Here is a 26065-nt window from a genome sequence, read left to right as displayed (position 1 = left end):
AACGGGCTGCGTATGCCCGGGGCGAGACTGGAGGCATGCCGTATGACTCCGGGGGCCTGGAAATTCTGGACGAGGACGAGTGCCGGGCCCTCCTCGCCAAGGCGCCGCTGGGCCGCATCGTGTTCACCCAACGCGCACTGCCGGCCATCCAGCCGGTCAACTTCACCGTCGACAACGGTGATGTGATCATCCGCGCCGCGCAGGGCACCAAGCTGGCCGCCGCCGCCCGCAACGCCATCGTGGCCTTCGAGGTGGACGATTTCGATGAGGCCTCGCGCACCGGCTGGTCGGTGGTCATCGTCGGGCCGGCCCGGGTGGTGTCGGACCCCAAGGAGGTGGCCAGGCTTCAGGAGCTGCCGTTGCGGCCCTGGGCGCCGGGCAGGCGGGAGCATTTCATCCGCATCCGGCCGACGTTGATCTCCGGACGGCGCATCCCGGAGCACTCCGCTCCTCCCCCCTCCTGAGGTCACGGCCCGTGTCCGTCGTCCGGCGGGCCGGGACCTTGAGCCGGGGACGTTCGCCCCTGATCGATCGGCCGCCGCGCACCGAACCTGGACACATGAACATCGACCAGCACTGGTTCCGGGACCGGCAGGAGGTCCTGGAGCATCCCGGGCCGCAGGACCCGCCGGCTCCGCTCCCGGCTCCGGGCACCCGGCATCCACCGGGGGACGGGGGGCAGGTCGCGTCGTTGTCTCCTCAAGAGTGCCTGGCCCTGCTGCGCACCGCGTCGATCGGCCGGATCGTCTTCACCGACCGCGCCCTGCCGGCGATCCAGCCGGTCAACTTCGCCCTGGACGGCGAGGACATCATCATCCGCACCCGCCCGGGGACCAAGCTGGCCGCCGCCACCCGCCGGGCCGTCGTCGCCTTCGAGGCCGACGACCTCGACCCTGAGACCGGGGCCGGGTGGACCGTCACGCTCGTCGGGCAGGCCGAGGCCGTCCGCGATCCCGGTCAGGTCGTCCGGCTGCTGCGGCTGCCGCTTTACCCGTGGTCGCCGGAGCCGCTGCACCACTTCATCCGCATCCGCACCCACCGCATCACCGGCCGCCGGGTGCGCAAAAACGCCACCCCTTGATCACGAGACGTCCGGGAAGACCTTCCGCAGGACGGGCGGGGTGCCGCGGTGGCGCCATTCGCGCGGGTAGCCCAGCGAGACCTCCTCAAAGCGCACGCCGTCCCGCCAGATCGTCCGCGGGATGTGCAGGTGCCCGTACACCACGACGGACGCCTCATAGCGCACATGCCAATCGTCGGTGCGTTCGGTGCCGCACCATTGGGCGAACTGGGGATAGCGCAGCACCCGGGTCGGTTCCCGGATCAGCGGGAAGTGGTTGACCAGCACCGTGGGCAGCCCTTGCGGGCGCTGGGCCAGCCGCCGCTCGGTCTCGGCGATCCTGGCGGCGCACCAGCTCTCCCGGTCGGGGTAGGGGTCGGGGTGCAGCAGCATCTCGTCGGTGCACACCACCCCGGTCTCATAGGCGATGGCCAGTCCTTCTTCCTTGGTGGACGCGCCGTCGGGGCGGAAGGTGTAGTCGTAGAGCAGGAACAGCGGGGCGATCGTGACCGGCCCGCCCGGCCCCTCCCAGACCGCATAAGGGTCCTCGGGGGTGAGGACGCCCAGGGTGCGGCACATCTCCACCAGGTACCGGTAGCGTTTCTCCCCGCGCAGCTCCTGGTCCTCGCCGGGCGCCGTCCACAGCTCGTGGTTGCCCGGCGTCCAGATCACTTTGGCGAACCGGCCGGCCAGGGTGCGCAGCGCCCACTCGATGTCGGCGATCTTCTCCCCCACGTCCCCGGCGACGATCAGCCAGTCGCCCGGCGAGGACGGCCGGACCGCCTCCACCAGCGCCCGGTTCTCCCGGTGCCCGACGTGCAGGTCGCTGGCGGCAAAGAGCACGGGCGCGGCGGAACTCATGTGATCACCTCGGCCGGACGCTGCGCGGATCCCTCGGGCGAAGCGTAACCCGTGGGCTTTCGCCGACGCGGAAGCGGTTTCGATGAGACTTTTTCAACACGCCGTTTCCGCAGGCCGGAACGGGAGCCTCGCGGTCAGGGGCAATGCTGTGACCTGCAACGTCGCGGCACCGGAGACCACCCGGGCTCCCGTCCCCGGTGCCCTGGAGCACGTGGTGGAAAAGGTTCAGTCTTCGGCGATGACGATGACGCGGTCGTCGGCCGAGAGGGTCAGCGGGGCGGTCTTGTCGGGGTTGAGGACGATGCCGTAGGTCGGCGGCTCGTGGAAGTCCTCCCACCGCCGGTAGCCGATGGCGGTCTGGCCGCGGCGCCGGGCCGCCTCGATCACCGTGGCGAAGTTCGCCTCCACGCCCGGCGTCAGGTAGTCCGCGGCGGGTTTGAGGTAGATCTCCGAGCCGGCCGGGTCCAAAAGGTCGAAGAAGACCTCGTGCAGGTGCCGGTTCTCGCTGAGCTGGGTGAGCATCAAGCTGATCAGCTTGTCGCTGACCACGAAGTCGTCGGCCTTGGTGACCTGGGCGACCTCCCGGTCGGCGTCGTCGTTGATCTCGCTGACGATGGAGTAGGGGTCGCCCAGCTCCTCTTCCATGTCGCGCAGGTGCAGCAAGGTGACCAGGGTGCGGGCATCGGCCAGGGGCGGTTCGAACGCCTCGTCCGACAGCACCACCACGTGCTGGTAGGAGCCGACGTCGAGGGAGTCCAGGAACGTGCGGGAGGTGTCGTCGCCGTAGACGAAGCCGATCCGCAGGTTGCGCAGGTCGGCCAAGTGCGCGCGGGGGTCGGCGCACAGCCCGGCGACGGTCAGTTCCGAACCGGCCTCCACGAACTCGTCCAGCAGCCGGATGATCTTGGGGGCGCGGTGGTTCCAGCCCAGCATCAGCGTGCGGCTGGGCGCGGCCGGGTGGGCGCGGGCGGTCTCGATCGCCTCCTCCACCACCGGCGGACGGGCGGCGGCCAGTTTGATCAGCAGGTCGTCCTCGGCCAGCACGATCACCTCGTCGCCGGGGGCGATCACGGTGTCCATCGGCGGGTTGAGCTGGGATTTGCCGTCGCGCCGCAGCCCCACGGGGATGCCCAGCTCATAGGCCAGCAGCGCCTCCCCGTAGGTGGTGCCCGCCAGGCTCGGCTCGGCCCGCATGTAGAACTCATGGCCCTTGAAGTCCAGCAGGTCGGTGCACACCTGCGACAGGCCGGACTGGCGGTGCGACTGCACGATGAGCCGGATGGCGATGTCGTCGGCGTCGATCACCTGGGCGGCCGGGCCGCCGGCCAGGCGGGCGGCGGGCAGGTTGGCCGAGTCCTGCACGGCGGCCACCACGTGCGGCCGCGGCTCGTCCCAGGACCGGGTGTTCAGCGACAGCAGCACCTTGATCACATAGGTGTCGGGGTCGCCGCCCGGCGGCGCCAGCACCATGATGGAACGGGCCGTGGACGGGCTGACCAGCTCCAGGTCGCCCACCTTCAGCGGGTTGCCGTGCCGGCACACCACGCGGATGCGGCCGGTGTCGCCGACGCGGGCGCGGATGGCGTCCTCCATCTCGACCTTGTCGCAGTCGGCCAGGATCGCCACGGTGGTGCGGCGGCGGCCCTGGTTGGCCTCGGCCAGCTCCGACAGCACCGTGAACACCTGGTCCGACCAGCCCAGGATCACCGTGTGGCCGCTTTCGACGATCCGGGAGCGGCCCTTGCGCAGCTCGGTGAGCTTGGCCTCCAGCCCGGTGGTGAGCACGCCGATGAAGGCGCTGACGATCAGCAGCCCGCCGAAGGTGGCCGTCAGCATCAGCGCCAGGTAGGGGGCGCTGCCGGTGTCGTCGCCCATCGTCCCGGCGTCCAGCGTCCGCAGCAGGCTGCGCCACAGCACCCCGGCCCAGTGGCCGTTGTCGTCGGCGTCGCGGGGGGTGATCCACACCGCCAGCGTCGCCACCGTGACGATCAGCACGGCGGAGGCCATGCCGAGCCACCCGATCAGCGCCGGGGTGCCTTTGGACATGGTGTTGTCGAACCAGTAGCGCACCCGGTCCCGCCACCTGATCCGCGCCACCCGCACCTCCGTTTTCCCCGGCCGCACGTTATCAGTGCACTTCAGAGCCCAACAGCGATTACCGCAAAGATCACCCCCAAACGGCCAGGTCCGGCAAATCGGATGCCGGGCGCCCGTGCGGTGCGGCAGGGTTTCCCTGTCCTTTCACCAGTTGTGCCGACGGAGGTGCCGGCCGGTGCGCCATTCCTTCAGCGTCGATGTGCGAGGCGTGGTCGATTTGCTCAGCCGCCACCTGTACCGCAGCCCACGCGCCTATCTGCGGGAATTGCTGCAGAACGCGGTGGACGCGCTGAGCGCGCACACCCCCGCCGACCCGCTGGTGCGCATCGAACCGCCCTCGGTGACCGGGGACGGCACGCTGCGGGTGCACGACAACGGCGTGGGCCTGACCGAAGAGCAGGTGCACGAACTGCTGGCCACCATCGGCCGTTCCGCCAAGCGGGACGAGCTGGGTTTCGCCCGGCAGGAGTTTTTGGGGCAGTTCGGCATCGGGCTGCTGTCGTGCTTCCTGGTCGCCGACGAGGTGGAGGTGGTCACCCGCAGCGCCGCCGTGCCGGACGCCGCCACGGTGCGCTGGCTGGGCCACTGCGACGGCCACTACACGGTCGAGCCCGCCGGGCCGCGCCCCGAGCCGGGCACCACGGTGACGCTGCGGGCCCGTCCCGGCGCGGCGCAGTGGCTGTCGGAGGAGACCGTCACCGAGCTGGCCTGCGAGTTCGGCCGGTTCCTGCCCTATCCGGTCCAGGTCGCCGGCCGGACGGTGACCGAGGGCGAGCCGCCCTGGCTGGTCTCCCATCCCGACCCGCGGGCGCGGCGGGAGGCGCTGCTGCGGTACGCCGACCGCGCGCTGGGCATGCAGCCGCTGGACGTGGTGGAGCTGTCGGTGCCGGCGGCCGGGCTGAGCGGGGTCGCCTTCGTGCTGCCGGAGGCCGTCAGCCCCAGCGCCCGCCCCGCCCACCGGGTCTACCTGAAGCGGATGCTGCTGGGCGACCGGGTGGAGCGGCTGCTGCCGGACTGGGCGTTCTTCGTGCGCTGCGTGGTGAACGCCACCGAGCTGCGCCCCACCGCCGACCGCGAGCAGCTGTATGAGGACGACCTGCTGGAGGAGACCCGGCAGGCGCTGGGCGAGCAGATCCGGGCCTGGCTGGTGCGGCTGGCGGCGACCTCCCCGGCCCGGCTGCGGCGGTTCCTGCAGGTGCACCACCTGGGCGTCAAGGCGATGGCCGTGCACGACATCGAGATGCTGCGCCTGGTGGACCGGTGGCTGGAGCTGGAGACCAGCGACGGGGACATGACGGCCGCGGAGTTCCGCCGCCGCCACGGCCGGATCCGCTACACCACCGACGCCGAGGAGTTCGCCCAGCTGGCGGCGGTGGCCGCGGCGCAGGGCGTGGGCCTGATCAACGGCGGTTACACCTACGAGGCCGAGATCTTGAACCGGCTGCCGCTGCTGGACCCCGACATCGACGTGGCCCCGCTGGACCCGGCCGAGCTGACCACTCGCATGGACGTCCTGGACCCGCAGACCGAACTGGTGGTGCGGGACTTCCTGGAGGTGGCCCGCACCGCTTTGGAGCGGCTGGGCTGCGAGCCGGTGATCCGGGCCTACCAGCCGGTGGGGCTGCCGGTGCTGCTGCTGGAGAGCCGGCAGGCCGAACGCCGGGCCGAGCACCGCTCGGCCCTCGAGTCGGCCGTGGGGGCGTGGGCGGACCTGCTGGACGACATCGCCGGCGAGGAGGACCGCCCGGCCCGGCAGGCCCGTCCCCAACTGGTGTTCAACTACAACAACCCGCTGGTGCGGCGGATGACCGGGGTCGGCGACCCGCTGCTGGTGCGGTTGACGGTGGAGGCGCTGTACGGGCACGCGCTGCTGCAAAGCCGCCGCCCGATGCGCCCGGCCGACACCGCGGTGCTCAACCGGTCGTTCCTCGGCCTCGTCGAATGGGCCATGCACAACACCTCGGAGGGCTGACAGTGCGAATGTCCCGCAGGCGGCTGACGGCGTTGCTGGCGGAGGCCGAGGAGCTGCCGCCCAGCCAGGCGCAGGTCACCGCCTTCCGCAAGGCGGTCGGGCACGCCGCGGCCGCCGGGATGACCGACCTGCTGATCGACGCCCGGCTCGGCCTGGTGGACGCGATGATCGCCGCCGACGCCCGGGACGTCTCCGAGGTCAACGACGCCCTGACCGCCTTCGCTCAGACGGTGGCGCTGCACGTGGCCGATCCCGGCGCCTTCGACGAGGATCAACAGGACCGGCTGTGGTGGCAGTTCGGGGTGCTGGGCCTGGTGATGACCGGGCTGCCGGACTACTCCCCCGCCACGGTGCGCAGGCTGCTGGACGACATGGAACGGCACTGCCGGCCGGACCGCGACGACCGGTACATGATCTGCTCCCTGCGGGTGATGCTGGCCGAGGCGACCGGCGACACCGAGCTGGGCGACCGGAGCCTGGCGGAACTGCGGCACCTGCAGGCCCCCGACTACACCTGCCCGGCCTGCATGCACATGATGCAGGTCCGCTACCTGGAGCGGACCGGCCGGGACGAGGAGGCCATCGCCGCCGCCGAGCCGCTGCTGGCCGGGCTGCTGCCCTGCCTGACCGACGACCAGCCGCACCGCACCCTCGCCCTGCTGACGCTGCCGTACCTGCGGACCGGCCGCCTGGAGGAGGCCCGGGACGCCTACCGGATGGCGGTGCGGCACAAGCTCCCGCAGGCCGACCTGGCGCGGCTGCTGCACTTCTGCGTGGTGACCGGCAACCTCGAACAGGCCCTCACCCTGTTCAAACGCAACCTGGAGATGCTGGAGAACGCGCCGCTCACCGAGCACGACATGGACCTGGCGGCGTCGGCGGCGCTGATGTGCCGGGCCATGGTCGAGGCCGGGCGCGGCGAGGAGGTCCTGGTCTGGCCGGCCAACCCCGAGCTGGGGGAGACCGAGGACGAGGAGTGGACCTACCGGGAGCTGCTGGAGGAGTTCCGCAAGGACGCCCTGGAGTTCGCCGAGCGTCTCGACCGGAGCACCGGCAGCACCCTCGCCGGTGACCGGGTCCGGGCCGTCATCGCCGCCGGGCCGTCGGTGGCGCATCTGCCGCTGTCCCCGCTGGCCGCCCACCGGCCGTCCGTCCCGCCGGCCGGGGCGCAGGGGCGGGCCGCGGCGCCCGCCGGCGGTTCCGGGCCGAGCGCACCGGACGAGCAGGCGCTGCGCCGGGCTTATGAGGAGGCCGTGGCGCACGCCCGGCGCGGCGCGGCCCTGTCGGAGGAGGGCCGGTTCGACGCGGCGATCCCGGAGTTCATCGAGGCCGTCGCCCGGTTCACCGCGCTGGGCAACCGGCGGCTGGCGACCTACGCCCGGGTGGACCTGGCCACCGCCTACCTGTCGGCGGGTCGCATGCTGGATGCCGCCGAGGTCGCCGAGGAGGCCCTGCCGGACGTCCCCGAGGACCGGCAGCGGGAGTACACCGGGCTGCAGTGCCGCTGGGTGCTGGTGCGCGCCTACCCGGCGCTGGGCCAGCACGAGGACGCCCTGAAGATGGTGGCGGAGATGCGCCGCCTGCAAAGCGAGGACGCTCCCGAGCCGGTGCGGCTGCCGCGGCTGGACCGGGAGGAGGCCCAGATCCTCAGCGACCTGGACCGCGACGAGGAGGCCTCGGCGCTGCTTGAGTCCGCCGCCGACGGTTACGCCGCCCTGGGCGATGTGCCGGCGCAGCTGTCCTGCCTGCGCCGGGCGGCCCTCACCGCGGTCTGGTCGGACCGGCCCGAACGGGCCGCCGACCTCATCGGCCGGGCCCGCGCCGTGGCCGGCGGCCTGCCCGCCGGCGATCCGCACGCCGCCGAGCAGCGGGCGTTCACGGATTTCGACACCGCCCGGGTGCTGTCCGCCGTCGGCCGCCTGGAGGAGGGCCTGCAAAGCGCCGAGCGGGCCTCGGCGGCGCTCCGCGAGCTGGGTCTTCCCGCCATGGCCACCCGCGCCGCGACGCTGACCGGGGAGCTGCTGGGCGCGCTGGGACGGCTGGAGGAGGCGGCGGGGGTGCTGCGCCGCGCGCTCGCCGAACCCGCCGCCGACGAAGAGCACCGGAACGAGCAGGAGAGCGCCGCCCGGTTGCTGGCCGAGGTGCTGCGCGACCTGGGCCGCCCGGAGGAGGCCGCCCGGGTCGAGAACGCCTTCGCGATGTCCGAGTGACCTTCTCTATAGGTGGTCGTTCAGGTAGTCGCGCAGCACGACGGCCTGGTTGTGCTCGGTGTCCCTGGCCGAGTACAGCAGGGTGAGCGGGCCGCGGCGGGCCGCCTCCAGCAGGGGCCGCACCGCGTCGGGGCGGGCGTCCAGTTCGCGCCGGTAGCGGTCGGCGAACTGCGCGAAGCGTTCGGGCCGGTGCCCGAACCAGCGGCGCAGCTCGGTGGAGGGGGCGGCCTCGCGCGCCCAGCCGTCCAGACGCAGTTCTTCTTTGCGCACCCCGCGCGGCCACACCCGGTCGACCAGGAACACCGCGCCATGGTCGGGCGGCCCGTCGTAGACCCGGCGGATCTCGATCACACCGGTAGGCATACCCGCACACCGCCCGGGCATCCACGGAACTCTCCGGTGCCCCGCCTGCGCATCGTCCTCGGTCTCTTCGACCTCCCCAGGCCGGGACGGGGATGCCGCGACCTGGGGCTTGGCACCATCGAGGCCCCCGTTCGCGGTGCCTTGGGCCGGGCGTTGAGAAAGTTCGGCGCACCGGCCCCGGCCGCGTCCCGCACCGCCGTGAAGAACGCACCGTAAATCACATCGAGGGTTCGATTCTGCGTCTGATGGCATATTCCCGGCCTTGTCCATGGCGTGAAATATCGAATGAACGGTTGAATCGGCGTCCAATGAAGCTGAGGGGAACCTAAGGGTCATGGGAAGCTTCGGCGGCCGGGACGGCTGGCGGCCGGCGGGCAACTGCAGCCTGTTCGCCTGCGACATCGTGGGTTTTTCCGACCCGCTCCGGTCCGACCGCGCCCGCGAGCACCTGCACCAGAAGCTGTATTCCATTCTGGAGAGCGCCTTCGCGGAGTCCGGGCTGCCCCCGGAGTCCTGCTACCAGGAGGACCGGGGGGACGGCGCCTTGGTGCTGCTGCCGCCGGAGCTGGATCCGTCCCTGCTGGTGCATCCGCTGATCGGCCTGCTGCGCGGCAAGGTGCTGGACCACAACGAGCTGTCGGCGGACGTCGCGCAGATCCGGCTGCGGGTGGCCCTGCACATCGGACGGGCCAAGGCCAACGCCAAGGGCATCGTCGGCAGCGACGTCAACCACCTGCGCCGCCTGCTGGACGCCCCGCCCTTCAAGGAGGAGATGGCCGAGTCCGGCGCGGTGCTGGGGGTGCTGGTCTCGCAGGAGATGTACGACGCGGTGATCCGGGACGCCCGCGGGCTGATCGACCCGGAGGAGTTCCGCCCGGTGGAGGTCCACGTCAAGACCACCCACGCCACGGGCTGGCTGCGCATCCCCGGCGACCGGCGCGGCCTGGGCGGCGTCCGCGCCGGCGGCGGGCCCTCGCCCCCGAGCCCCAACGGGTCCTCCCAGGAGCTGGTGCAGGCCGGGCGGCGTCCCTCCCAGGAGCCGCGGGCCGAGGTGCACATCCCCGGCCCGAACGGGGAACCGGCCCTGCGGCCGGAGGTGGCGGGGCAGTTCGAGCTGGTCAACCGGATCCTGGCGATCCCCCACATGCGCACCAGCGAGGGCCGGGACGACGTGGTGGACTCGCTGCGCCAGGACATCCGCATCCGGATCGCCCGGCGCTCCAGGCCGCAGACCGACTGGCTGTCGATCGTGCGCACCTGCGCCGAGTACCCCGACGGCCTGGAGGAGCTGATCGGCCTGATCCACGAGTACACCGGCGACACCGCGCAGATGATGGCGCTGCGGGAGCTGGTGGCCCGGATGGGCTGGACGAACTGAAGCGACAGGGCGTTTTGCCCCGTGGAATTTACTTCTGGGGGTTGTTGACCGAAGAAGGGTTCTTTCCTACTGCTTGACGATTATCGGCGAGCCGCCGGGTAGGTAACGGCCTGCCGGTGCCCGCCGCCGGGCTCCGGCTCCTCTCTCAGGACCGCGCGTCCCCCGCCCGGAAGGGAAGCCGAGCATGCCGCTCCGCGATTTCCCCTGCCGCGACACCGCCATCGATCCCGGCAGCCGGACCTCCCGGGTGCATGTGCGGGGACGCGGAGTGGTGGCGGTCGTCCCGTCACTGCTGGCCCTGTGCGAGCGGACCGGGCAATGCCTGGCGGCGGGCGGCCACGCGCTGGCCCTGCACGCCGAGGCCCCGCGCGGGGTGCGGTTCGTCCGCCCCTTCGAAGGCGGGGTGCCGGGCGACCTGGAGGCCACCCGGCTGATGCTGCGGCACCTGCTGCGCGTGGCCCACGGCCGCCGTTTTCTGACCACCCCGCGCCTGGCGATAGCCGTGCCCAGCCAGATCACCGACGTGCAGCAGCGCGCGCTGGCCGTGGCCGCCGCCGGCGCCGGGGCCCGCAAGCTGACCTTGGTGCCGACCCCGCTGGCCGCCGCCCTGGGCGCCGGGCTGCCGGTGGACGAGCCGCCCGCCGTGATGATCGTCGACCTGGGCGCAGTGATCACCGACATCGCCGTGATCTCGATGGGCACGCTGGTGACCGCCCGCACGGTACGGGTGGGCGGGGAGTCCTTGGACCAGGCGATCGTCTCCTATGTGCGCCGGAACCGCAGCGCCCTGGTGAGCATCGAGCACGCCGCCACGGCCAAAAGCCGCATGGGCGCCGACGGCCAGTGGGGCTATGGCCGCCCCCCTCTCATGCTGACCGGCCGCGACCCCGACAACGGCCTGCCCCGCCCGGTCATGCTGGCCCCCGCCGACATCGCCGCGGCCATCTCCGGCCCGATGGAGTCGGTGATCCGCGCGATCAGGGAGACGCTGGCCGGCTGCCCCCCGGAGATCGTCCGCGACCTGACCACCAACGGCATCACGTTGACCGGTAGCGGCGCCCGCCTGTCGGGCCTGACCACGCTGCTGTGGACCCGCACCGGCCTGCCCGCCCGCGTCGCCGACGCCCCGTCCGAGGCCACCGTCCTGGGCGCGGCCCGCCAACTGGAGCGCGCCCGCCCCGCCGGCCACCGCTGGCTCTCCCGCCGCGACCGCCGCCACGGCTTCCTGACCGCTCCCCGCTACCTGTGAGCCGGGTTTTCGCCGCCCACGTCACCGATCCGGCGACGCGACGTCCCGGCGCACGGACGAGGGCTGCCCGGCACCGTTCTGAGCTGCGGACTTTTCGACGAGCCTGATGCGGCGTTCCAGCTCATCGGGATCATCGGCGATGATCATGCCGCTGTCGCGGTACCGGTAGAACGCCCCGGGAATGGCGGTGAAGTGACCACTGTAGTAGCCGGGAATGACGACCCACCCCGGATGGGCGCGCTCCAGAGCCTGGGCGATCTGCTGGATGTTCACTTGCCGCTCCTGGCGAGCGCCGCCCACACCACTTTTCCGGGATGTTCGGCATCCAGGCTCAAGGGATGGTGCCCCCAGGCGACGGCCAGGGCCTCGACCATGAGCAGCCCCCGGCCGCGTTCGGAGCACGGGTCCGGTTCCTGCTTGCACGGCACGCCGGGCGCGTCGTCCCACACGCACACCTCGACCAGATCCGGCGCGGCGTCCGCCTCGACCAGGACGACCATGCGGGTGGCACCCGCCTGGCGGGCGTTGGTGACCAGCTCGGTCAGCACGGTGGCGGCGTCCCGGGCCACCTCCGCCATGCCCCAGCCGTCCAGCACGGCGACCGCCCGTCGGCGCACCAGGGCGGGGGCCTGGTCGGTGACGGGCACTTCCCATTTGACGAATTGGAAATTCTCCACCCGTCCTGGTGTCCCGTTCCAAGGGCTCACCTTCCCGCCCTCCGGAAAGATATGTAGGTTGTGAACTTCTCTCGCATCTTTCCCGGAGGACGACTGAGATTCTCTGATCGGTTCGGTGAGCAGTGTCCAGGGCGTCTTCTCTGGCGCCATAATCACCCCTAACCACGGGTGTACATTTGCATTCTCTGCGCCACAAGACTGCCCGTTTCCCCTTAGGCTGTCGCCGTTCCCTGAAACCCTCGCAACTACCCGCAACTCCAAGGAGATCAATGACCAGACCATCCCCCGACCCAAAGAACTCGCTATGGGACTTCATGGCCTACTACCTGCGGTTTCTTCGGACACAGCACAACATGACCGGCGAAACCGTGGGCAGGCTCATCCAGCGTTCCAAGAGCACGATCTCCCGGTACGAATCCGGCGAATACCGCCTAACCGACCACGACTGCGAGGCGCTGGACCAGGCCTGGAACACCGGCGGCCTCTTCTCGACCCTGCTCCACTACGCCCGTCTCGGCCACGACCCCGACTGGCTCCGCCAGTACATCGATCACGAAGCCCAGGCGACCGTGATCAAAAGCTGGCACAGCAACCTGGTCCCCGGCCTGCTCCAGACCCCGGACTACGCCAGAGCCGGTCTGATGGCCGGTGGCGTAAAGGACGTAGATGCCGCCGTCGCGGAACGTATGGGCCGCCAGGCGATCCTTGATCGGGAGAATCCCCCAACGTTGCTGGTCATGCTGGCCGAATCCCTACTGGAGCTGCCCTGCGGTGGCCCCGCGGTAATGAAGGCTCAGCTCGCACACATTCTCGATCTATCCGAACGACCCAACATCGGCGTGCGGGTGGTTCCCAAAGCCGCTGGCCATCATCCCGGCCTCGACGGCCCGTTCATGCTGCTGACCGTAGAGACTACGGACGTGGCCTACGTAGAAGCCCACGGAGGCGGCAGGCTAGTGACATCCGCTCCCCAAGTGAGAGCATTCGGGCTACGTTATGACTGGATCGGACAGTACGCACTGCCCGAGTGTCAGTCACGAGACGTGATAGCCCGCATCATGGGGGCCATGTGATGAACCACCTCATTTGGCGCAAGAGCAGCTACAGCATGAACCAAGGGGGAGAGTGCGTCGAGATCGCCCGCCTCCCTCACGCTGTTGGCATCCGCGACAGCAAGAACCCCCACCACGGCCACCTCACCATCACACCCAACGCCTTCCGCACCCTGACCCACCACATCAAGCAGGAGCAGCTCACCCGCTGAGGCCCGTACCCAACATCGCCCCGCCCGACAAAGGAAGTGGCAGACCGATGGACACCCTGAAGTGGCATAAGAGCTCCAGAAGTAACATCAACGGCGGTGAGTGCGTCGAGGTCGCCCGCCTCCCCTATGCCATCGGCATCCGCGACAGCAAAAACCCCCACCATGGCCACCTCACCATCACACCCAACGCCTTCCACACTCTGACCCGCCGCATCAAGCAGGACGCGCTCTGCGCCTAAGGCACGAGCCTCACAGCATCGCTCTGTCTAGCGAAGGAACAGCGGACCAGTGGACACCCCGAAGTGGCGTAAGAGCTCCAGAAGTAACATCAACGGCGGTGACTGTGTCGAGGTCGCCCGCCTCCCCTATGCCATCGGCATCCGCGACAGCAAAAACCCCCACCATGGCCACCTCACCATCACACCCAACGCCTTCCGCACCCTGACCCACCGCATCAAGCGTGATGAAGCACACGCCTGAAGGAGGGCGTTGAGCTCTCCACGACGGTGCCATCGTCCGGGCGCCGCCGGCGCCGGGCCGGCCTGAGCTCGCAAAGGACTTGACGCGCTCGTCGCGTCCGGAGCCAACGGCGGCTCCCGGCCCGGGAAGACACCGCCGCAGGGCTGCTCGGTGCCCGGACTGTCACCGAGCCGGTGGTCGCAAGGCACCGGGACCGGCGGCATCAGGGCCGGACGGCGGACAGGTCACCGGGAGAGACGAGCAGCGAGATCGTGAGACGAGAACTACCGGGCCTCCCTGAACTTGCGGTTCAGGTAATTGGTTCAGGTACTTGATCAAGCGGACTTCGCTGGCGAGCAGCCACTCTCGTTGGTAAGGCGGCAGACCGGCCGGCGCGTCGGGAAGGACTTCCTCGCGAGGGACACGAACCTTCGTTGCCGTGTAGACGTGGTAATCGGGGCACCAGAAGAGCCCGATGCGCCGTTCATACGGCGCGAAGTCGGCCGGTAGACGCGGTGGACGTACGGCCGTACCCCGGTTCGGCAGGCGGCGCTGACTCAGTGGTCCTGGTCTTGGACGATGTCCAAAGGTGCTGGCCTTGCAGCAGTCCTGCCAACGAGACAACTCCCTTCAGTTCGTCATGCACCTCATTGTTCCGCAGGCGTCTGCAATCCGACGTAGCTTCGCAGGCTCATGCCCGCGAAAGGCCGCAAGCCTTCGTCGTCCTGGTCATCAGCCGCCCGGGCAGGGGACCGTCACGAGTGTTCGCCGGTATCAGTAAGGCGACCAGCATCCATCTCATGGCCGTATCTGCGCGTCAACAAGGCGAACGTCCCCAGGCACGGGATATCAAGCGCCGCGTCCGTGGTTTGTCGGTGCCCGGATCTACTCTGTCTCGGCATCAGGGAAGCGCAGGTTGTCGAGGAATTCTCCAAGTGGCTGACGTTCGAGGGGTGGACGCTGGTAACGCCACTGACCGGTGCACCGACATCGAAGCCGTGCGCGGCTCGGAGCGCCTCATCTGCGAGGCCAAGGGGCACTACCTCCGACGCCGGCCTGGACTACGACATCGCCTACGGCCAACTGCTCCGGCGGATGACCGACGAGGCCCCGGGCGCCCGCTACGCCATCGCGGTGCCTTCCTCGGCTCTGAAGGCCGCACTGCGAGTCCCGCAACGCATCCGGGATCTGCTCCGAGTGACCGTCTACGAAGTACGGGACGACTTGACCGTCAAGGCGCACTGACACCGGACGCTCCCTGTGAATGCGCCTAGAATCCGCAATCCCGCTTCTCATGCACGTCTACTGAAAACCCATAGGCCTATAGGACCTTCTCCCGTAAGCGTCAAGCCGAGTAGGGCACGTCCGAAAGCGAGCTTCACTGGAATCTTGCCGAGATAATTTCATCGGACTATGCGCAGAACCGGCGCTCGATCTGTGATGGACATCGCGGGCGTCCTGACGCTCAGAATGCAGCCGAGTGCAGCTTTACCAGGATCAACCGACCTCATGAATTGGGTAAGACAAACCACCTAATCGACAAGCATGTAGCCATGGTTACCCCGATCGCCTACTTGCCAAGTCAACAACTTAAGCCCACTTAACAGTGCATCATCTATCTTTGCACGAAAACACGAAAGATCATCTAGTTTATGGAAGTTGATGTAGAATTCGCCCGTGGTCGATGCGCAAGGATCCGAACTGGAACGGCGACTACAGGATGCCCGGCGGCAACTTGACGCACTACGTGCGGACGCCGCTCGCACCGAACATCCCGGTGATGATGTCCAGGCCGAACCCGGGCATGGGCAGGACACCGAAGGACAGATCCACGTCACGGCGGCTCAGGGGCGGGTGACCCGTCTGGAACTCGACCCCCGAGTACTGCGACTAGAGCCCGAGCGGATCGGAGAGCGGATCACAGAGGCAGTTAACGCCGCTCTTGACGACATGCGGAGCAAGGCGACGGCCGAGCAGACACCGCCGGTCGATCTCACTGCCTTGCTGGCGAGCCTACGCGACGTGCAAGAACAAGGGCTGCGGCAGATGGCGCTCATCAGTCAAGGGATTGAAAACGCCGTGGCACGGATTCAGGCTGGCATCCGGAGGGCGCAGGCACGATGAGCCACGACTTCGCGCACACCGAGCTGGAAGAGCTGTTGACCCGCACCCGTGAGGCGATCGAGGCCTCCTTCGGCAACCGCAGTCCGCAGGTCGAAGTTCGCGGGGAGGGGACCGATCCCGACGGGCATGTCCGGGCGGTCGCCGTGTCCGGCGGACGGATCGAGACGGTGGAGATCGCCCCGCAGGCCGTTCGGCTGGGCTCCCATCGGCTGGCCGAATGCGCCCTCGCCGCCGTGAACGCGGCGTTGGCCGATCTGGAGGCCAAGGCCGCCGAGGCCGCCGGGCTCACCGGCCCGCAAGCCGACGCCTTGCGGGAACGACTGCGCGAGATGCAAGACCTCAGCCTGCAGCAGCTGCGTTCCTACAGCCGATCCCTGCAGGACTTGATGAACAGCTTCGAACGAAGCTGACCTGCGTCCCAGCGATCTGTGAGCCATCCATGGGAAACCAGTACGAGGTCAATCCGAATTCCATCAAAACCGCCGGCGGCAGAATCTACACATCGGCCCAGCAACTCAAGGCGGACTGGGAGGCGTTCCAAGCCGAGCTGGCCGCCTTCGGCGAGCCCTGGGGGACCGACGAAATCGGATCTTTGATCGGTGGCTGTTATCAGGCGATCTACGAACTCGCCGCCGAGTGCTACGCCGATAACATCGCAGCGCTCGAGGAACAGGCCGACAAGGTCAAAATAATGGCCGCCAACCATTTCGCCGCCGAAGACGCAAGTGTGATCGAAGTCAACCGCGTCCGCGACATACTCGGCTGATCATGGGACTTCAACTACCGGGCGAGCTGGTCTCGCTGCTGTCCATGCTCGGGTTCACCTGGCCCGAGGCCGACGAGACCGAACTGCTGAAAATGGGCAACGCCTGGCTGCGTTTCGCCGCCGCGCACGAAGGTCCGCTCGGTGAGCTCGACGGTCACGCGCACCAGGTCTGGCAGAACAATCGGGCCGACGACATCGACGCGTTCCGTAATGCCTGGAACAGGCCGGACGCTCCGAAGGCCAATCTGGAGGACTTCGGCACCGCGGCCAACATCATCGGCGCCGGACTGATGGTGTGCGCCGGCATTGTGCTCGCGCTGAAGATCAATGTGATCATCCAACTCACCATACTGGCGATCCAGATAGCCCAGGCCATCGCCACCGCGGCGGCCACTTTCGGGGCCTCGCTGCTGGAGATCCCGATCTTCAAGATGATCACGAAGTTCGCCATCGACATGCTGATCGACATGGCTCTGCAGGCCATCCTGAACGGCTGAACCAGCATGAAACAACTGATCGGGGCACTGGCTCTACTTCTGCTGCTGAGAATCAGATATCACCCCCCACGCGCTGCACGTGAGAACAGCGCGAGGGGAGTCTTCAAGGCAGCCGCCAGCTTCATTCGTTGGGCACGCCGCCACGGCCCGCAACAGCCGCACACCATCACCCTGCGGTGGGATCCCCGGATGCCGAAGGCGCAGTTCCGCCGCAAAGCCAGGGCGCTGCAGCGGCTGGGCGAAGAGAACATGCTGTTCAAGGCGATCAACCCCGTGCGCCCCCGCGATCAGAACCGCCGGAGAGCCCACCAGCAGGACCTCATCAGACGGATCCACAGACAGTACGGACAGCGCAACCCCGACTTCTCCCGACGACTGATCTCCCGCATCACCAACGCCAGGGACATGCAGCTCGACCACGTCCATGAGCTCCAACTCGGCGGAGCGGACCTGCGTAATAATCTCAGGTATCTGGACGCTTTCACCAACCGAGAAGTCGGCAACCAAATTCGACAACAGATCAGAAATCTCCCAGACGGCACTCCGATCAGGATTAGAATCATAGAATGAGACAACAGGTACAGCGAAAACTCGAAGCGGCGATGGCGACATTGGCCACCATTCCGGACTCATACATGTTCGCCAACTTTCAGCCCGGTTCACGCGATCCCATGCCGGATATTCCGGAAGGCCTGCGCGATCTGCTGGCGATCACAGACGGGTTCAATGCCGGAGATGTGGCGATCTTCTCTTACCGGGAGCTGGACCGCAACCAGTTCTATATAGACGATTCCGAGAGCATCGAACTCATGGGCGGGGATCGCGACCGATGGCTCTGTTTCGGTCTCAACAACGATTTCCCGCTGATCATCGAGCGGACGGCGGGCACAATCTGGTGGTTTCCCGAAACCTGGCTGGAATACAGCTTCATGGCCACCCGCTTCGAGCAGCTCGCCGACAGTATCGATGACTTCATCGACCGCTTCCTTCTCGGTGAGGGCTACCTGCAGCTGATCGGGGGCCAGGATCGCTGGTCGGATTTCCTGCACGAACACGGCTTCATCACAACGGAGTGAACAATGATTTCCCACCAGGAGATGTCCGACCTGTGGGGTGAGGACGGGCTGCTCTACATCCCGCCTGAGCACGTGGAGCGTTTCCGCTTCGATCTGCGGATGCTCTCCCCCGAAGCGGCGATCCCCGCTGAAGTGCCGCTGCTGTTCACCGCCTACATCGACGATGAGATCAAGCTCTTCAACGTGCTGGAGATCCAGGTCGGCGACAACGAGCCGATGGGCCTGCTGGCGCTCGGCGCCGTACCGGACGAGAAGATGTACTACTGCCTGGACGGCGACACCGGCAGGGTGCTGCTGCTCGATCTGGGCGACCAGGTCGGGTTGGAACCGGTGAACTCGTCCCTGGCGACTTTCGTTGAGTTCCTCTACCGGCTCGAACAGTTCATCCGCGCCGACCAAGGCCGGGCGACACGCGCACCCAGGGCCGCCGAACTACGGCGCGAGCTGGCGGCCTTGGACCCGTCGGCGTTCGCCGACCCGGAAAGCTGGTGGTCGATCGCCTTCAACCAACTCCAGTAAGCCTTTCCGCACGCCGTTCCCGCAGGCCGGGAGGGGTGCATCGCGGTCGAGGGCGAGGCTGCGGCCGGCAGCGACCCGGCGCCGGGGATCGTCAGGGCTCTTGCCTCTGGCTTCCGAGACCACGTGTTGAAATGAACGCCATTCCCCAATCAGGCCTCGGCTCCACGGCGTGCTCGGTCGCTTCGTACCCCCTGCTCTCCGTCCGGGATTTGGGTGGGTGTCGTGCCGACCTGCTTGGGCGATGACGTCATGAAGACCGGCTCGGCCGACCGTGGCCGGTGGAGGGCGTCTCGGGGCGGGGTTGTTCGGTGAGGTTGATGCCGCTGGCCGGGTCGAACAGGTGGATGGCGGACGGGTTGAACCAGACCTTCAGGGGGCGGCCCTCGGTGGCCGTGGAGCGGGGGTCCAGGCGGGTGGTGATCTGGACGGTGCCGGTCATGTCCTGGGTGCCGCGGTCGCGGGCCAGGGCCTCCAGGTGCTCGGAGCGGGCCATGCCCTCGGTGCCCAGGTCGAAGAAGGCGTACTTCTCCGCGCCCAGGGACTCGAGGATGTCCACAGTCCCGGTGAAGGTTGTGGACGGGTCGGCGTCGGGGACCAGTTCGGCGTCCTCGAACGCCTCGGGGCGGATGCCCAAGATCACCTCGTCGGGGGTGTTCGGGCCGCTCGTGGCGCGGCGCAGCCGGTCGGACGGCGGGATGGTGCCCAGCGGGGAGCGCAGGCCGTCCGGGGTGATCTTGGCGGGCAGGAAGTTCATGGGAGGTGAGCCGATGAAGCCGGCCACGAAGAGGTTGCGGGGGTGGTCATAAAGGTCCTGCGGGGGGCCGACCTGCTGCACCACGCCGTCCCGCATGATCACGATGCGGTCGCCGAGGGTCATCGCCTCGACCTGGTCGTGGGTGACGTAGACGGTGGTGGTGCCCAGTTCTTTTTGCAGGCGGGAGATGGTGGTGCGCATCTGCACCCGCAGTTTGGCGTCCAGGATCGCCTGGCGCATCGGGTAGGCCCGGGCCAGCTGAGGGTCGTCATAAAGCGAGCGCAGCGTCGGCGGCAGGCCGTCGCGGATCGCGGCGATCTCCTGGCTTTCGGCGTCGCGCAGGCACAGCGTGGTCGGGGTGGCGGGAGTAGGCGCTGACGGCGAAGTCGCCGCCGCCCAGCGGGGCCTTACCCGGGCCGGTGATGCCCGGGTAGGAGCCCATTTGAAGTGGGGCAGCATGTCGGGGCGGTTGGCGGCCATGGACGCATGCACGAACGGCCAGTTGATCTGGTAGGCGGCCCGGCCGCTCTCCATGGCCGGCCGCACATCGTCCTCCCACATGTTCGGCAGGGACGGGTCGGCCGCGGGGGAGCGGCCGAAGGCGCGCATGGTTCGCAGGGCTTGCAGGGCGGGTTCACCGAGGTAGCGGTGGCCGGTGGCCTGGGAGATCCCCGCCTCCCGGGCCAAGGTGGGCACATCGGTGCCGTGCCGGAAGCCGGCGGACCACCGGCAGGGCCTGCCGGAACGGGCACAGGGCCCGGGAACCTTTGGGGGTGCCGATCCGGCGGCGGTGGGTGGCCGGCAGCCGGGCCGGGTATTTGATCACGGGACGGGGAACGTCGAGCATGGCCACGATAGGGGACTAACGCAAAGCCCCTGGGTAGTGGACTGATCTGCTCGCAAAGGCCGTCCTGCCGGGGACTTTGCGGCTTTCAGGGAGAAACGAGGCAACGTCCCCCAACGCTCCCGGTGTCCCCGGTGCGCACTTCGTCCCGGTGCATCCCGTTCAATTTCGTTGAGAAAACCTCACTGGGGCCTTCGGCCGAGGATGAGGTTGGCGATCGCCTCTCTTCCAACGCCTATGCGCCGACAGTGGTCACCGAACAACATGAAGACGGTTTCCGCTTCATCGATGGCAAGGAGCGCGTGGCCTCCTGCGACGCTTCCGATCGGGTAAAGCTCTCCGACGGCGGCACGGCCGACCCTCTGGAAGTAAGGCCGCATCTTCTCCCCCTCGAGGGGATCCAGGTCGAATTCATCCGAAGCGACCTGCTGACCCGGCTCGTTGGGCCCCTCGGGCACCTTGAGCCCTCCGAACTCGGCCAGGAAACGAGCGGCGGCTGTGTGCATGCGGAACCCACTGGTCCGGCTGAGTTCTTCTTCCCAGGCACTCACGTCGACCCGCCGCTCTGGTGACCAGCCAGCCGCAGTCATATGAGCGGTGACCTCGGGTGGCCAATGGTACGCTTCAGCGCTCATATCGCCCTCCTAAGCTCAAGCTCGTCAAAAAGGGGCAGACAGCTCCTGCAGGGACCTACATATTCACCATGCCTGCGGCTGCCCTCTGGTGCAATGCGTGCGGCACCGACGGAGGCGCCGCGAAAGCGGTCGATGGTCCAGTCGGGGTTTTGGGTGAGAGCATCCTCGATGGCCCGGGGAAGAGCGCAGTGACCGTGCCACTCCTCTTGAGGGTTGGCCCGGTCGATGATGCGCTTCACCTGCGGATCGAACACCGGATAGGGAGTATCTGAACTGCTGGCTTCGAAAACGTGGCCGTCACGTGTCACGATCGCCTCGGCCACGCCTTGCTCTCGTCCTTCCCGTTGCCTCTTGTCAGCGAACCTCCTGGCTCGTTCGCGGGCCAGAGCGTCACGCTCTTGCGGCGTCATGTCGGGTCTGCCACCGCCGCCGGGCGGGGTACCGGGCGGCCCGCCGCCTCGGCCGCTCCCCAGGGGCATCCCGCCCTGAGAATTGACGAGGTCGACCATGGCGCCCCGGCCGGGAATCTGACCGCCACCGCGACCGCCCCGACGCCCCTGGCCTCCTCGGCCTTTGTTCTTACTGCCCAAGGAGGGCTCCAATGGCCTGGTCGATGAGCATGTCGATGATCATCTTCGTGATGATCCTGAAGATCGGTATCTGTGCGAGAGATGCGCCGAAGGTGACGGCCGCAGTGGCGATGGCCTGCGCGATCTGAATGGCCAGTATGATGAGCTGGATGATGACGCTGATCTTCAGTGCCAGCACCACACCGGCGGCCAGGAAGAGACCAAGACCTGCGGCCATGCAGCTCCGGCTCGCCGTCTTGAGATTCTGTGCAGCGGCGTCTTCGGCGGTCCAAGCCTGTTGAAAGGCGCTGAATTCCTCGCCCTGATGGTCCGTCCAGACACGGCGAGCGACGGCTTCGGCATCGCGCACCGTATCCTCCAAAACGGAATGCCTTTACTATCGCAATTAGCCCGCAGCATCCACGATGAAGAGTGCACGAAGGCGGCGATCTCCCCGGCAGGATCGACACCGTTCCTCAACAGGGATCCTGCTCAGCAAGCGGCCTGCTGCGCAATCCGGCCTGGTCGAGACCGCCTGGGGCCGGCCTTCCGGGGTATGAGGGACGATGGTCGCGAGGAGGCCGGCGGCGGGCAAGGCATGCAGCGAATGGAAATCCCGCTGTGGGTGAACTATGGGCAGGCCTACCTGATGGAGAAGGAAGCAAAGCCCCTCGTCATCCATCTGGATGACGAGACCGTCATCAAAGCCGGGTCGGCGTACGCCTATTTCCTCACCGGCCTCACACGGGGTTCGCCGGCCTGGACGTGGAGGTCGCCGCGGCGGCCCCGGGGCGAGAGTCGACGCCTATGGGGACGTCGTGGAAGTGAGTCATGACTTCCCGACAGGGGTGGTGCGGATTCTCGAGCGGGGCGGGGCGCTCATGACCTGCCCGCGCTTCCGCACGGACCGGAAGACGACCGCATCCGCTATCACGCCCGCGGTTGTGACGGGGCGTTCGACCTATGTTCTGAGGTACCGATCGACTTCTACCTGCTGCCGATACGACCAGCGCCGCCCGCGGAGATGGCGGTGCTCAAGCTGACCAGCCAGGTGTGCCGGCGCCGGATGGGACGCTGATCCTCGTCCACCACGCGCCCCGGAAGGCCCGCCTGCAGGGCGGCGGCGAGCGCCTTGGCCTTCCTGGTGCGGCAGGCAGCCCCTCGCATGAGCCGTTCCCCCGACCGTGCAGCTCACAGGTGGTGGGCTGGGCATACCCGCTGGGCGGCGGGCAATCCCGAACGAGATATACGACTTTTCCCATTGACTAACTAGGGAATATGTGGGATGGTGAGGACATGCGTTCCGGTGTCCTTCGATGGCTGCGCCGCCACGTCGACCTGTGCCGGCAGGCGAGCGCGCTGTGTCGACCGGCCGTCCCCCACGACCGCCGACACCACGCACCGACAGGAAACGCATGACCTTGAGCACTCCGATCGCACCCGCCCACCTGCGCCCGGCCGAGATCGCCCGCACCCTGGCCGCCGCCCCGCAGGAATGGATCCACCGGGTCCGGCTCAACATCCCCGAACGCTGGTACGAACGCCTGCACCACGACGAGCACCACGAGGTCTGGCTGCTGAGCTGGATGCCCGGCCAGTCCACCGGCCTGCACGACCACGGCGGCTCCCGCGGCGCCTTCGCGGTGGCCCTCGGCAGCCTGGACGAATACGACCTGCACACCCGGCGCACCCTCACCGTGGGCCAGTTCCGCGAGTTCGGCGCCGACCACATCCACGAGGTCGCCAACACCACCCAGGCCCCGGCGGTCAGCGTGCACGTCTACTCGCCGCCGCTGACCTCGATGAACCGCTACGACCTCACCCCCGCCGGCCGGCTGGTGCGCCTCGCCGTGGAACGGGCCGACCAATGGTGACCGTCCGTCCGCCGCAAGCGCGCTCCATCGAAGAGATCCTCCAGGCGGCGCGGCGGCGCCTGGACCGGCTGGAGCCCGCCGAGGCCCACCGGGAGTTCAGCCGGGGCCAGGCGCTGCTGGTGGACATCCGCCCGCAGGCCCACCGCGCCGCCGAAGGCGAGGTGCCCGGCTCGCTGATCATCGAGCGCAACGTGCTGGAGTGGCGGTTCGACCCGGCCAGCCCGGCCCGGTTGCCCCAGGCGACCGGCTACGACGTGCGCGTCATCGTGCTGTGCGCCGAGGGCTACACCTCCAGCCTGGCCGCCGCGTCCCTGCACGAGCTGGGCCTGACCCGCGCCACCGACGTGATCGGCGGCTACCGCGCCTGGCGGGCCGCCGGGCTGCCCACCACCGGCGCGCCCCATGCGGCCGCCCCCGACCCCACCTACCCGACCCTTCCCCCGGAGCCTGTGATGAACGCCCGTCCCGCACGGAGGTCGCGATGAGCAGTCTGGTCACGCTGGTCGGCAACCCCCGCGCGGCCTCCCGCACCCACCGGGCCGCCACCGCGGCCGCCGGCGCCATCGCCGACCGCATCGGCTGGGACGGCCCGCGGGAGGTCATCGACCTGTCCGCGCTCGCCGCCCAGCTGTACGCCTCCGACCCCACCGCCGACCTGGACGCCGCGCTCAAGACCGTCGCCGACGCCCACGTGCTGGTGGTCGCCAGCCCCACCTACAAGGGCACCTACACGGGCCTGCTCAAGTCGTTCCTGGACCTGCTGCCCTCCGGGGCGCTGGCGGGGACGACCGCGCTGCCGTTGCTGGTGATGGGCGCCCCGCAGCACGCCCTGGCGGTGGAGGTCCACCTGCGCCCGCTGCTGGTGGAGCTGGGCGCCCACGTGCCCACCCCCGGCCTGGCCCTGCTGGAATCCCAGCTGCCCGAGCTGGAGAAGGTGCTGGGCGAGTGGGCCGAGCGGACCGCCCCGCAGATCCCCCGGGAGGCGGCGTCATGACCAGGACGCTGACCCGCCACCCGCCGGTGAGCACCCGCCGGTTCCGCCGCACGATCGCCAAGCACGCCTCCGGGGTCGTCGTGGTCACCGCCCGGGACGCCCACGGGCACCCCATCGGGCAGACCGCGACCTCCTTCTCCTCCGTCAGCCTGGACCCGCCGCTGGTGTCCTTCTGCATCGAGCGCTCCTCGCCGGCCTGGCCCGGCCTGGCCGAGGCCGAGCTGCTCGCGGTCAACCTGCTGGCCGGCCACCAGGCACCGATCGCCACCCGCTTCACCCGCGACGACGTGGACCGCTTCGGCGTCCCCACGGCCTGGCGGCCCGGCCCCGGCGGCGTCCCCCTGCTGGAGGAGGTCACCGCCCACCTGCTGGCCGTCCCCCACAGCGTCACCGAGATCGGCGACCACTGCCTGATGGTCGGCCTGGTCATCGGCGCCCGCACCGGCCACGGCGGCACCCCGCTGCTGTACCACCACGGCCGCTTCGGACGCTTCATCCCGCACCCTTAAAGGCCCACCGCGGCGGGGGTGGACGCCGCGGTGTCTCCTGCTTCGGCCCGGTCATGGCTTGGGTGACCGGGCCGAAGCGCGTGCGGGCGGCTTTCAATGCGCCGCTCGTGCGGCTCGGGGCGGGTACATCGCGGTCGGCCCGGGACGCCTGCAGCGCCGAAGGCCGCTGTCATGGGCTTATGAGAGCATGCGCCCCAAAAGCGCAGCGGCGTCCTGCGCCGTCGCGGCCCGAGGGAGGACGCATGATCATCGTGGCCGGCTGGATACGCCTCCGGGCCGGGGCGCGGGAGGACTACCTGGCCGGGTGCCGCCCGGTGATCGAGGCGGCGCGCTCGGCGCCCGGCTGCCTGGATTTCACGCTGTCCGCGGACCCCATCGACCCCGAGCGGATCAACGTGTTCGAACGCTGGGAGTCCGACGCCGCCCTGGAGGCCTTCCGCGGCACGGGGCCGGACGAGGACCAGACCTCAGCCATCAGGGACGCCCAGGTCAGCAGGTACCGGATCGCCGCCGTGGAACCGGCGTGAGCGCCCCGCGGGCGGCCGCCCGTCCGTACCATCGAAGATCCACAAAGTGAGAGCCGACCTCGAGGAGCCCCCCATGCAGACCCGGACCGAATCGGTGGCCGTGGACGACGGCGCGTTCGACATGCACCTGTGGGTGCCCGAGCGGGGGCGCGGGCCGGGGCTGCTGCTCATCCAGGAGATCTACGGGGTGGGCAAGTACATCCGCGGGGTGGCCGAGAAGCTGGCCGCGCGCGGGTACGTGGTCGGCGCGCCCGACCTGTTCTGGCGGCTGCAGCCGGGGTGGGCCGCCGAGCACGACGAGGAAGGGCTGCAGCAGTCGCTGAAGCTCGCCTCCCGTTTCCAGCTCGAGGCAGGGGTGGCCGACCTGAGCGCCGCGTTCGACCGCCTGCGGGAGCTGCCGGAGGTGACCGGGGCCGCGGGCGTGCTCGGGTTCTGCCTGGGCGGGACGATGGCCTACCACCTGGCGGCGCGGCGGTCGGAGCTGGCCGCCGCGGTCTCCTTCTACGGCTCGGGCGTGCCCTCCGCCCTGGAGCTGGCCGGGCGGATCACCTGCCCGCTGCAGTTCCACTTCGGCGGCTCCGACCCCTACATCCCGCGCGAGCAGATCGCCGCGGTGGAGGAGGCGGTGGCGCCGATGCCGAACGTCGAGATCCACGTCCAGGAAGAGGCCGGGCACGCCTTCCACAACTGGGAGGCCCCCATGTTCCACCAGCCGGAGCACGCCGAACGGGCCTGGTCGCTCACCGAGCGCTTCCTGGAGCGCCACCTGCCCTGCTGAACGGGACGC

General features: G+C 68.9%; 35 protein-coding genes. 25 read left to right on the top strand and 10 right to left on the bottom strand.

The annotated features are described in order from the left end of the window. Nucleotides 1-35 precede the first annotated feature (35 nt). Both TCUR_RS02450 and TCUR_RS02445 read left to right on the top strand, forming a co-directional pair. On the top strand, nt 36-464 hold the full coding sequence (locus TCUR_RS02450) for a pyridoxamine 5'-phosphate oxidase family protein (protein ID WP_012850880.1): 429 nt from the start codon (nt 36-38) through the stop codon (nt 462-464). 95 nt (nt 465-559) lie between these two features. After that, nucleotides 560-1081 carry a pyridoxamine 5'-phosphate oxidase family protein gene (locus TCUR_RS02445; RefSeq protein WP_083789749.1) on the top strand — a complete coding sequence of 174 codons (522 nt, stop codon included), beginning with the start codon at nt 560-562 and terminating at the stop codon, nt 1079-1081. On the opposite strand, the gene TCUR_RS02440 is transcribed toward TCUR_RS02445, so the two are convergent. Together TCUR_RS02440 and TCUR_RS02435 are read right to left on the bottom strand one after the other, a co-directional pair. Then, complete coding sequence (locus TCUR_RS02440; RefSeq protein WP_012850878.1) at nt 1082-1921, bottom strand: metallophosphoesterase family protein; 840 nt, start codon at nt 1919-1921, stop codon at nt 1082-1084. 225 nt (nt 1922-2146) lie between these two features. Next, complete coding sequence (locus TCUR_RS02435; protein WP_012850877.1) at nt 2147-4018, bottom strand: CASTOR/POLLUX-related putative ion channel; 1872 nt, start codon at nt 4016-4018, stop codon at nt 2147-2149. Between the two features lie 175 nt (nt 4019-4193). On the opposite strand from TCUR_RS02435, the gene TCUR_RS02430 reads away from it, so the two are divergent. Next, nucleotides 4194-5990, top strand: coding sequence for an HSP90 family protein (locus TCUR_RS02430; protein WP_012850876.1), 1797 nt, complete (start codon nt 4194-4196; stop codon nt 5988-5990). An 8-nt stretch (nt 5991-5998) separates the two neighbouring features. Next, the gene (locus TCUR_RS02425) at nt 5999-8200 is read left to right on the top strand and encodes a hypothetical protein (protein ID WP_041439244.1); all 2202 of its coding nucleotides are present in this window, start codon (nt 5999-6001) and stop codon (nt 8198-8200) included. 6 nt (nt 8201-8206) lie between these two features. Here the strand turns inward: TCUR_RS02425 and TCUR_RS02420 are convergent, their stop codons facing one another. Beyond that, on the bottom strand, nt 8207-8563 hold the full coding sequence (locus TCUR_RS02420; RefSeq protein WP_041439242.1) for a DUF488 domain-containing protein: 357 nt from the start codon (nt 8561-8563) through the stop codon (nt 8207-8209). Between the two features lie 334 nt (nt 8564-8897). Here TCUR_RS02420 and TCUR_RS24560 point away from each other — a divergent pair, with 334 nt between their 5' ends. Then, nucleotides 8898-9941 carry an effector-associated domain 2-containing protein gene (locus TCUR_RS24560; protein ID WP_012850873.1) on the top strand — a complete coding sequence of 348 codons (1044 nt, stop codon included), beginning with the start codon at nt 8898-8900 and terminating at the stop codon, nt 9939-9941. 184 nt (nt 9942-10125) lie between these two features. Continuing rightward, nucleotides 10126-11190 carry a rod shape-determining protein gene (locus tag TCUR_RS02410; protein ID WP_012850872.1) on the top strand — a complete coding sequence of 355 codons (1065 nt, stop codon included), beginning with the start codon at nt 10126-10128 and terminating at the stop codon, nt 11188-11190. 21 nt (nt 11191-11211) lie between these two features. Here TCUR_RS02410 and TCUR_RS02405 read toward each other — a convergent pair whose 3' ends face one another. Together TCUR_RS02405 and TCUR_RS26850 are read right to left on the bottom strand one after the other, a co-directional pair. Beyond that, nucleotides 11212-11463 (bottom strand): hypothetical protein, encoded by a 252-nt coding sequence (locus tag TCUR_RS02405; RefSeq protein ID WP_012850871.1) that lies wholly within the window; start codon nt 11461-11463, stop codon nt 11212-11214. Then, a complete protein-coding gene (locus tag TCUR_RS26850; RefSeq protein WP_169312981.1) occupies nt 11460-11867 on the bottom strand; it encodes an ATP-binding protein in 408 nt (135 codons plus the stop codon). The genes TCUR_RS02405 and TCUR_RS26850 overlap by 4 nt, the downstream gene beginning before the upstream one ends. A 314-nt stretch (nt 11868-12181) precedes the next feature. Here TCUR_RS26850 and TCUR_RS02395 point away from each other — a divergent pair, with 314 nt between their 5' ends. From TCUR_RS02395 to TCUR_RS02345, 12 genes are all read left to right on the top strand, one after another. Continuing rightward, a complete protein-coding gene (locus TCUR_RS02395; protein WP_052305381.1) occupies nt 12182-12940 on the top strand; it encodes a helix-turn-helix domain-containing protein in 759 nt (252 codons plus the stop codon). Then, nucleotides 12940-13131, top strand: coding sequence for a DUF397 domain-containing protein (locus tag TCUR_RS02390; RefSeq protein ID WP_012850868.1), 192 nt, complete (start codon nt 12940-12942; stop codon nt 13129-13131). Before TCUR_RS02395 ends, TCUR_RS02390 begins: the two co-directional genes overlap by 1 nt. Before the next feature lie 47 nt (nt 13132-13178). Beyond that, nucleotides 13179-13370 carry a DUF397 domain-containing protein gene (locus TCUR_RS02385; RefSeq protein ID WP_012850867.1) on the top strand — a complete coding sequence of 64 codons (192 nt, stop codon included), beginning with the start codon at nt 13179-13181 and terminating at the stop codon, nt 13368-13370. Nucleotides 13371-13419: 49 nt separating this feature from the next. Further along, complete coding sequence (locus TCUR_RS02380; RefSeq protein ID WP_012850866.1) at nt 13420-13611, top strand: DUF397 domain-containing protein; 192 nt, start codon at nt 13420-13422, stop codon at nt 13609-13611. 1074 nt (nt 13612-14685) lie between these two features. Then, nucleotides 14686-14835 (top strand): hypothetical protein, encoded by a 150-nt coding sequence (locus TCUR_RS26845; RefSeq protein ID WP_012850865.1) that lies wholly within the window; start codon nt 14686-14688, stop codon nt 14833-14835. Nucleotides 14836-15267: 432 nt separating this feature from the next. Then, entirely contained in the window at nt 15268-15714 is a 447-nt protein-coding gene (locus TCUR_RS26205; RefSeq protein ID WP_148232900.1) for a YbaB/EbfC family nucleoid-associated protein, read from the top strand. Beyond that, a complete protein-coding gene (locus tag TCUR_RS02370; protein ID WP_012850864.1) occupies nt 15711-16124 on the top strand; it encodes a YbaB/EbfC family nucleoid-associated protein in 414 nt (137 codons plus the stop codon). Before TCUR_RS26205 ends, TCUR_RS02370 begins: the two co-directional genes overlap by 4 nt. Nucleotides 16125-16153: 29 nt before the next feature. Then, complete coding sequence (locus TCUR_RS02365) at nt 16154-16480, top strand: hypothetical protein (protein ID WP_012850863.1); 327 nt, start codon at nt 16154-16156, stop codon at nt 16478-16480. A gap of 2 nt (nt 16481-16482) precedes the next feature. Next, on the top strand, nt 16483-16977 hold the full coding sequence (locus TCUR_RS02360) for a WXG100-like domain-containing protein (protein WP_012850862.1): 495 nt from the start codon (nt 16483-16485) through the stop codon (nt 16975-16977). 6 nt (nt 16978-16983) lie between these two features. Then, nucleotides 16984-17547: a hypothetical protein gene (locus tag TCUR_RS02355; protein WP_148232899.1), complete on the top strand. Its 564-nt coding sequence runs from the start codon at nt 16984-16986 to the stop codon at nt 17545-17547. Beyond that, entirely contained in the window at nt 17544-18053 is a 510-nt protein-coding gene (locus tag TCUR_RS02350; protein ID WP_012850860.1) for an SMI1/KNR4 family protein, read from the top strand. The genes TCUR_RS02355 and TCUR_RS02350 overlap by 4 nt, the downstream gene beginning before the upstream one ends. Before the next feature lie 3 nt (nt 18054-18056). After that, on the top strand, nt 18057-18572 hold the full coding sequence (locus tag TCUR_RS02345) for an SUKH-4 family immunity protein (RefSeq protein WP_012850859.1): 516 nt from the start codon (nt 18057-18059) through the stop codon (nt 18570-18572). A gap of 247 nt (nt 18573-18819) precedes the next feature. Here the strand turns inward: TCUR_RS02345 and TCUR_RS28230 are convergent, their stop codons facing one another. From TCUR_RS28230 to TCUR_RS24550, 5 genes are all read right to left on the bottom strand, one after another. Continuing rightward, nucleotides 18820-20022, bottom strand: coding sequence for a sugar ABC transporter ATPase (locus TCUR_RS28230; RefSeq protein ID WP_012850858.1), 1203 nt, complete (start codon nt 20020-20022; stop codon nt 18820-18822). A gap of 330 nt (nt 20023-20352) precedes the next feature. Then, a complete protein-coding gene (locus tag TCUR_RS28545; protein ID WP_425358357.1) occupies nt 20353-20760 on the bottom strand; it encodes an SUKH-3 domain-containing protein in 408 nt (135 codons plus the stop codon). A 41-nt stretch (nt 20761-20801) separates the two neighbouring features. Next, a complete protein-coding gene (locus tag TCUR_RS26200; protein WP_148232898.1) occupies nt 20802-21128 on the bottom strand; it encodes a hypothetical protein in 327 nt (108 codons plus the stop codon). Between the two features lie 256 nt (nt 21129-21384). After that, complete coding sequence (locus tag TCUR_RS26195) at nt 21385-21744, bottom strand: WXG100-like domain-containing protein (RefSeq protein ID WP_052305378.1); 360 nt, start codon at nt 21742-21744, stop codon at nt 21385-21387. A gap of 617 nt (nt 21745-22361) precedes the next feature. Then, nucleotides 22362-22541: a hypothetical protein gene (locus TCUR_RS24550; protein ID WP_052305377.1), complete on the bottom strand. Its 180-nt coding sequence runs from the start codon at nt 22539-22541 to the stop codon at nt 22362-22364. A gap of 111 nt (nt 22542-22652) precedes the next feature. Here TCUR_RS24550 and TCUR_RS28540 point away from each other — a divergent pair, with 111 nt between their 5' ends. The 7 genes from TCUR_RS28540 to TCUR_RS02290 all read left to right on the top strand — a co-directional run bounded on the left by TCUR_RS28540 (nt 22653) and on the right by TCUR_RS02290 (nt 26056). Continuing rightward, on the top strand, nt 22653-22793 hold the full coding sequence (locus TCUR_RS28540) for a putative leader peptide (protein WP_353745266.1): 141 nt from the start codon (nt 22653-22655) through the stop codon (nt 22791-22793). Continuing rightward, the gene (locus TCUR_RS02315) at nt 22790-23248 is read left to right on the top strand and encodes a cysteine dioxygenase (RefSeq protein WP_012850854.1); all 459 of its coding nucleotides are present in this window, start codon (nt 22790-22792) and stop codon (nt 23246-23248) included. Before TCUR_RS28540 ends, TCUR_RS02315 begins: the two co-directional genes overlap by 4 nt. Further along, entirely contained in the window at nt 23242-23733 is a 492-nt protein-coding gene (locus tag TCUR_RS02310) for a rhodanese-like domain-containing protein (RefSeq protein WP_012850853.1), read from the top strand. The genes TCUR_RS02315 and TCUR_RS02310 overlap by 7 nt, the downstream gene beginning before the upstream one ends. Continuing rightward, on the top strand, nt 23730-24242 hold the full coding sequence (locus TCUR_RS02305; RefSeq protein ID WP_012850852.1) for an NADPH-dependent FMN reductase: 513 nt from the start codon (nt 23730-23732) through the stop codon (nt 24240-24242). The genes TCUR_RS02310 and TCUR_RS02305 overlap by 4 nt, the downstream gene beginning before the upstream one ends. Further along, on the top strand, nt 24239-24751 hold the full coding sequence (locus TCUR_RS02300; protein ID WP_012850851.1) for a flavin reductase family protein: 513 nt from the start codon (nt 24239-24241) through the stop codon (nt 24749-24751). Before TCUR_RS02305 ends, TCUR_RS02300 begins: the two co-directional genes overlap by 4 nt. Before the next feature lie 242 nt (nt 24752-24993). Continuing rightward, on the top strand, nt 24994-25278 hold the full coding sequence (locus tag TCUR_RS02295; protein WP_012850850.1) for a putative quinol monooxygenase: 285 nt from the start codon (nt 24994-24996) through the stop codon (nt 25276-25278). A 73-nt stretch (nt 25279-25351) separates the two neighbouring features. Then, nucleotides 25352-26056 carry a dienelactone hydrolase family protein gene (locus TCUR_RS02290; RefSeq protein WP_012850849.1) on the top strand — a complete coding sequence of 235 codons (705 nt, stop codon included), beginning with the start codon at nt 25352-25354 and terminating at the stop codon, nt 26054-26056. Nucleotides 26057-26065 lie beyond the last annotated feature (9 nt).

The sequence above is a fragment of the Thermomonospora curvata DSM 43183 genome (assembly GCF_000024385.1).
In the GTDB taxonomy this organism is placed as follows: domain Bacteria; phylum Actinomycetota; class Actinomycetes; order Streptosporangiales; family Streptosporangiaceae; genus Thermomonospora; species Thermomonospora curvata.
Note: the sequence above shows the minus strand (reverse complement) of the source record. Positions and strands in the feature narration are given on the sequence as shown.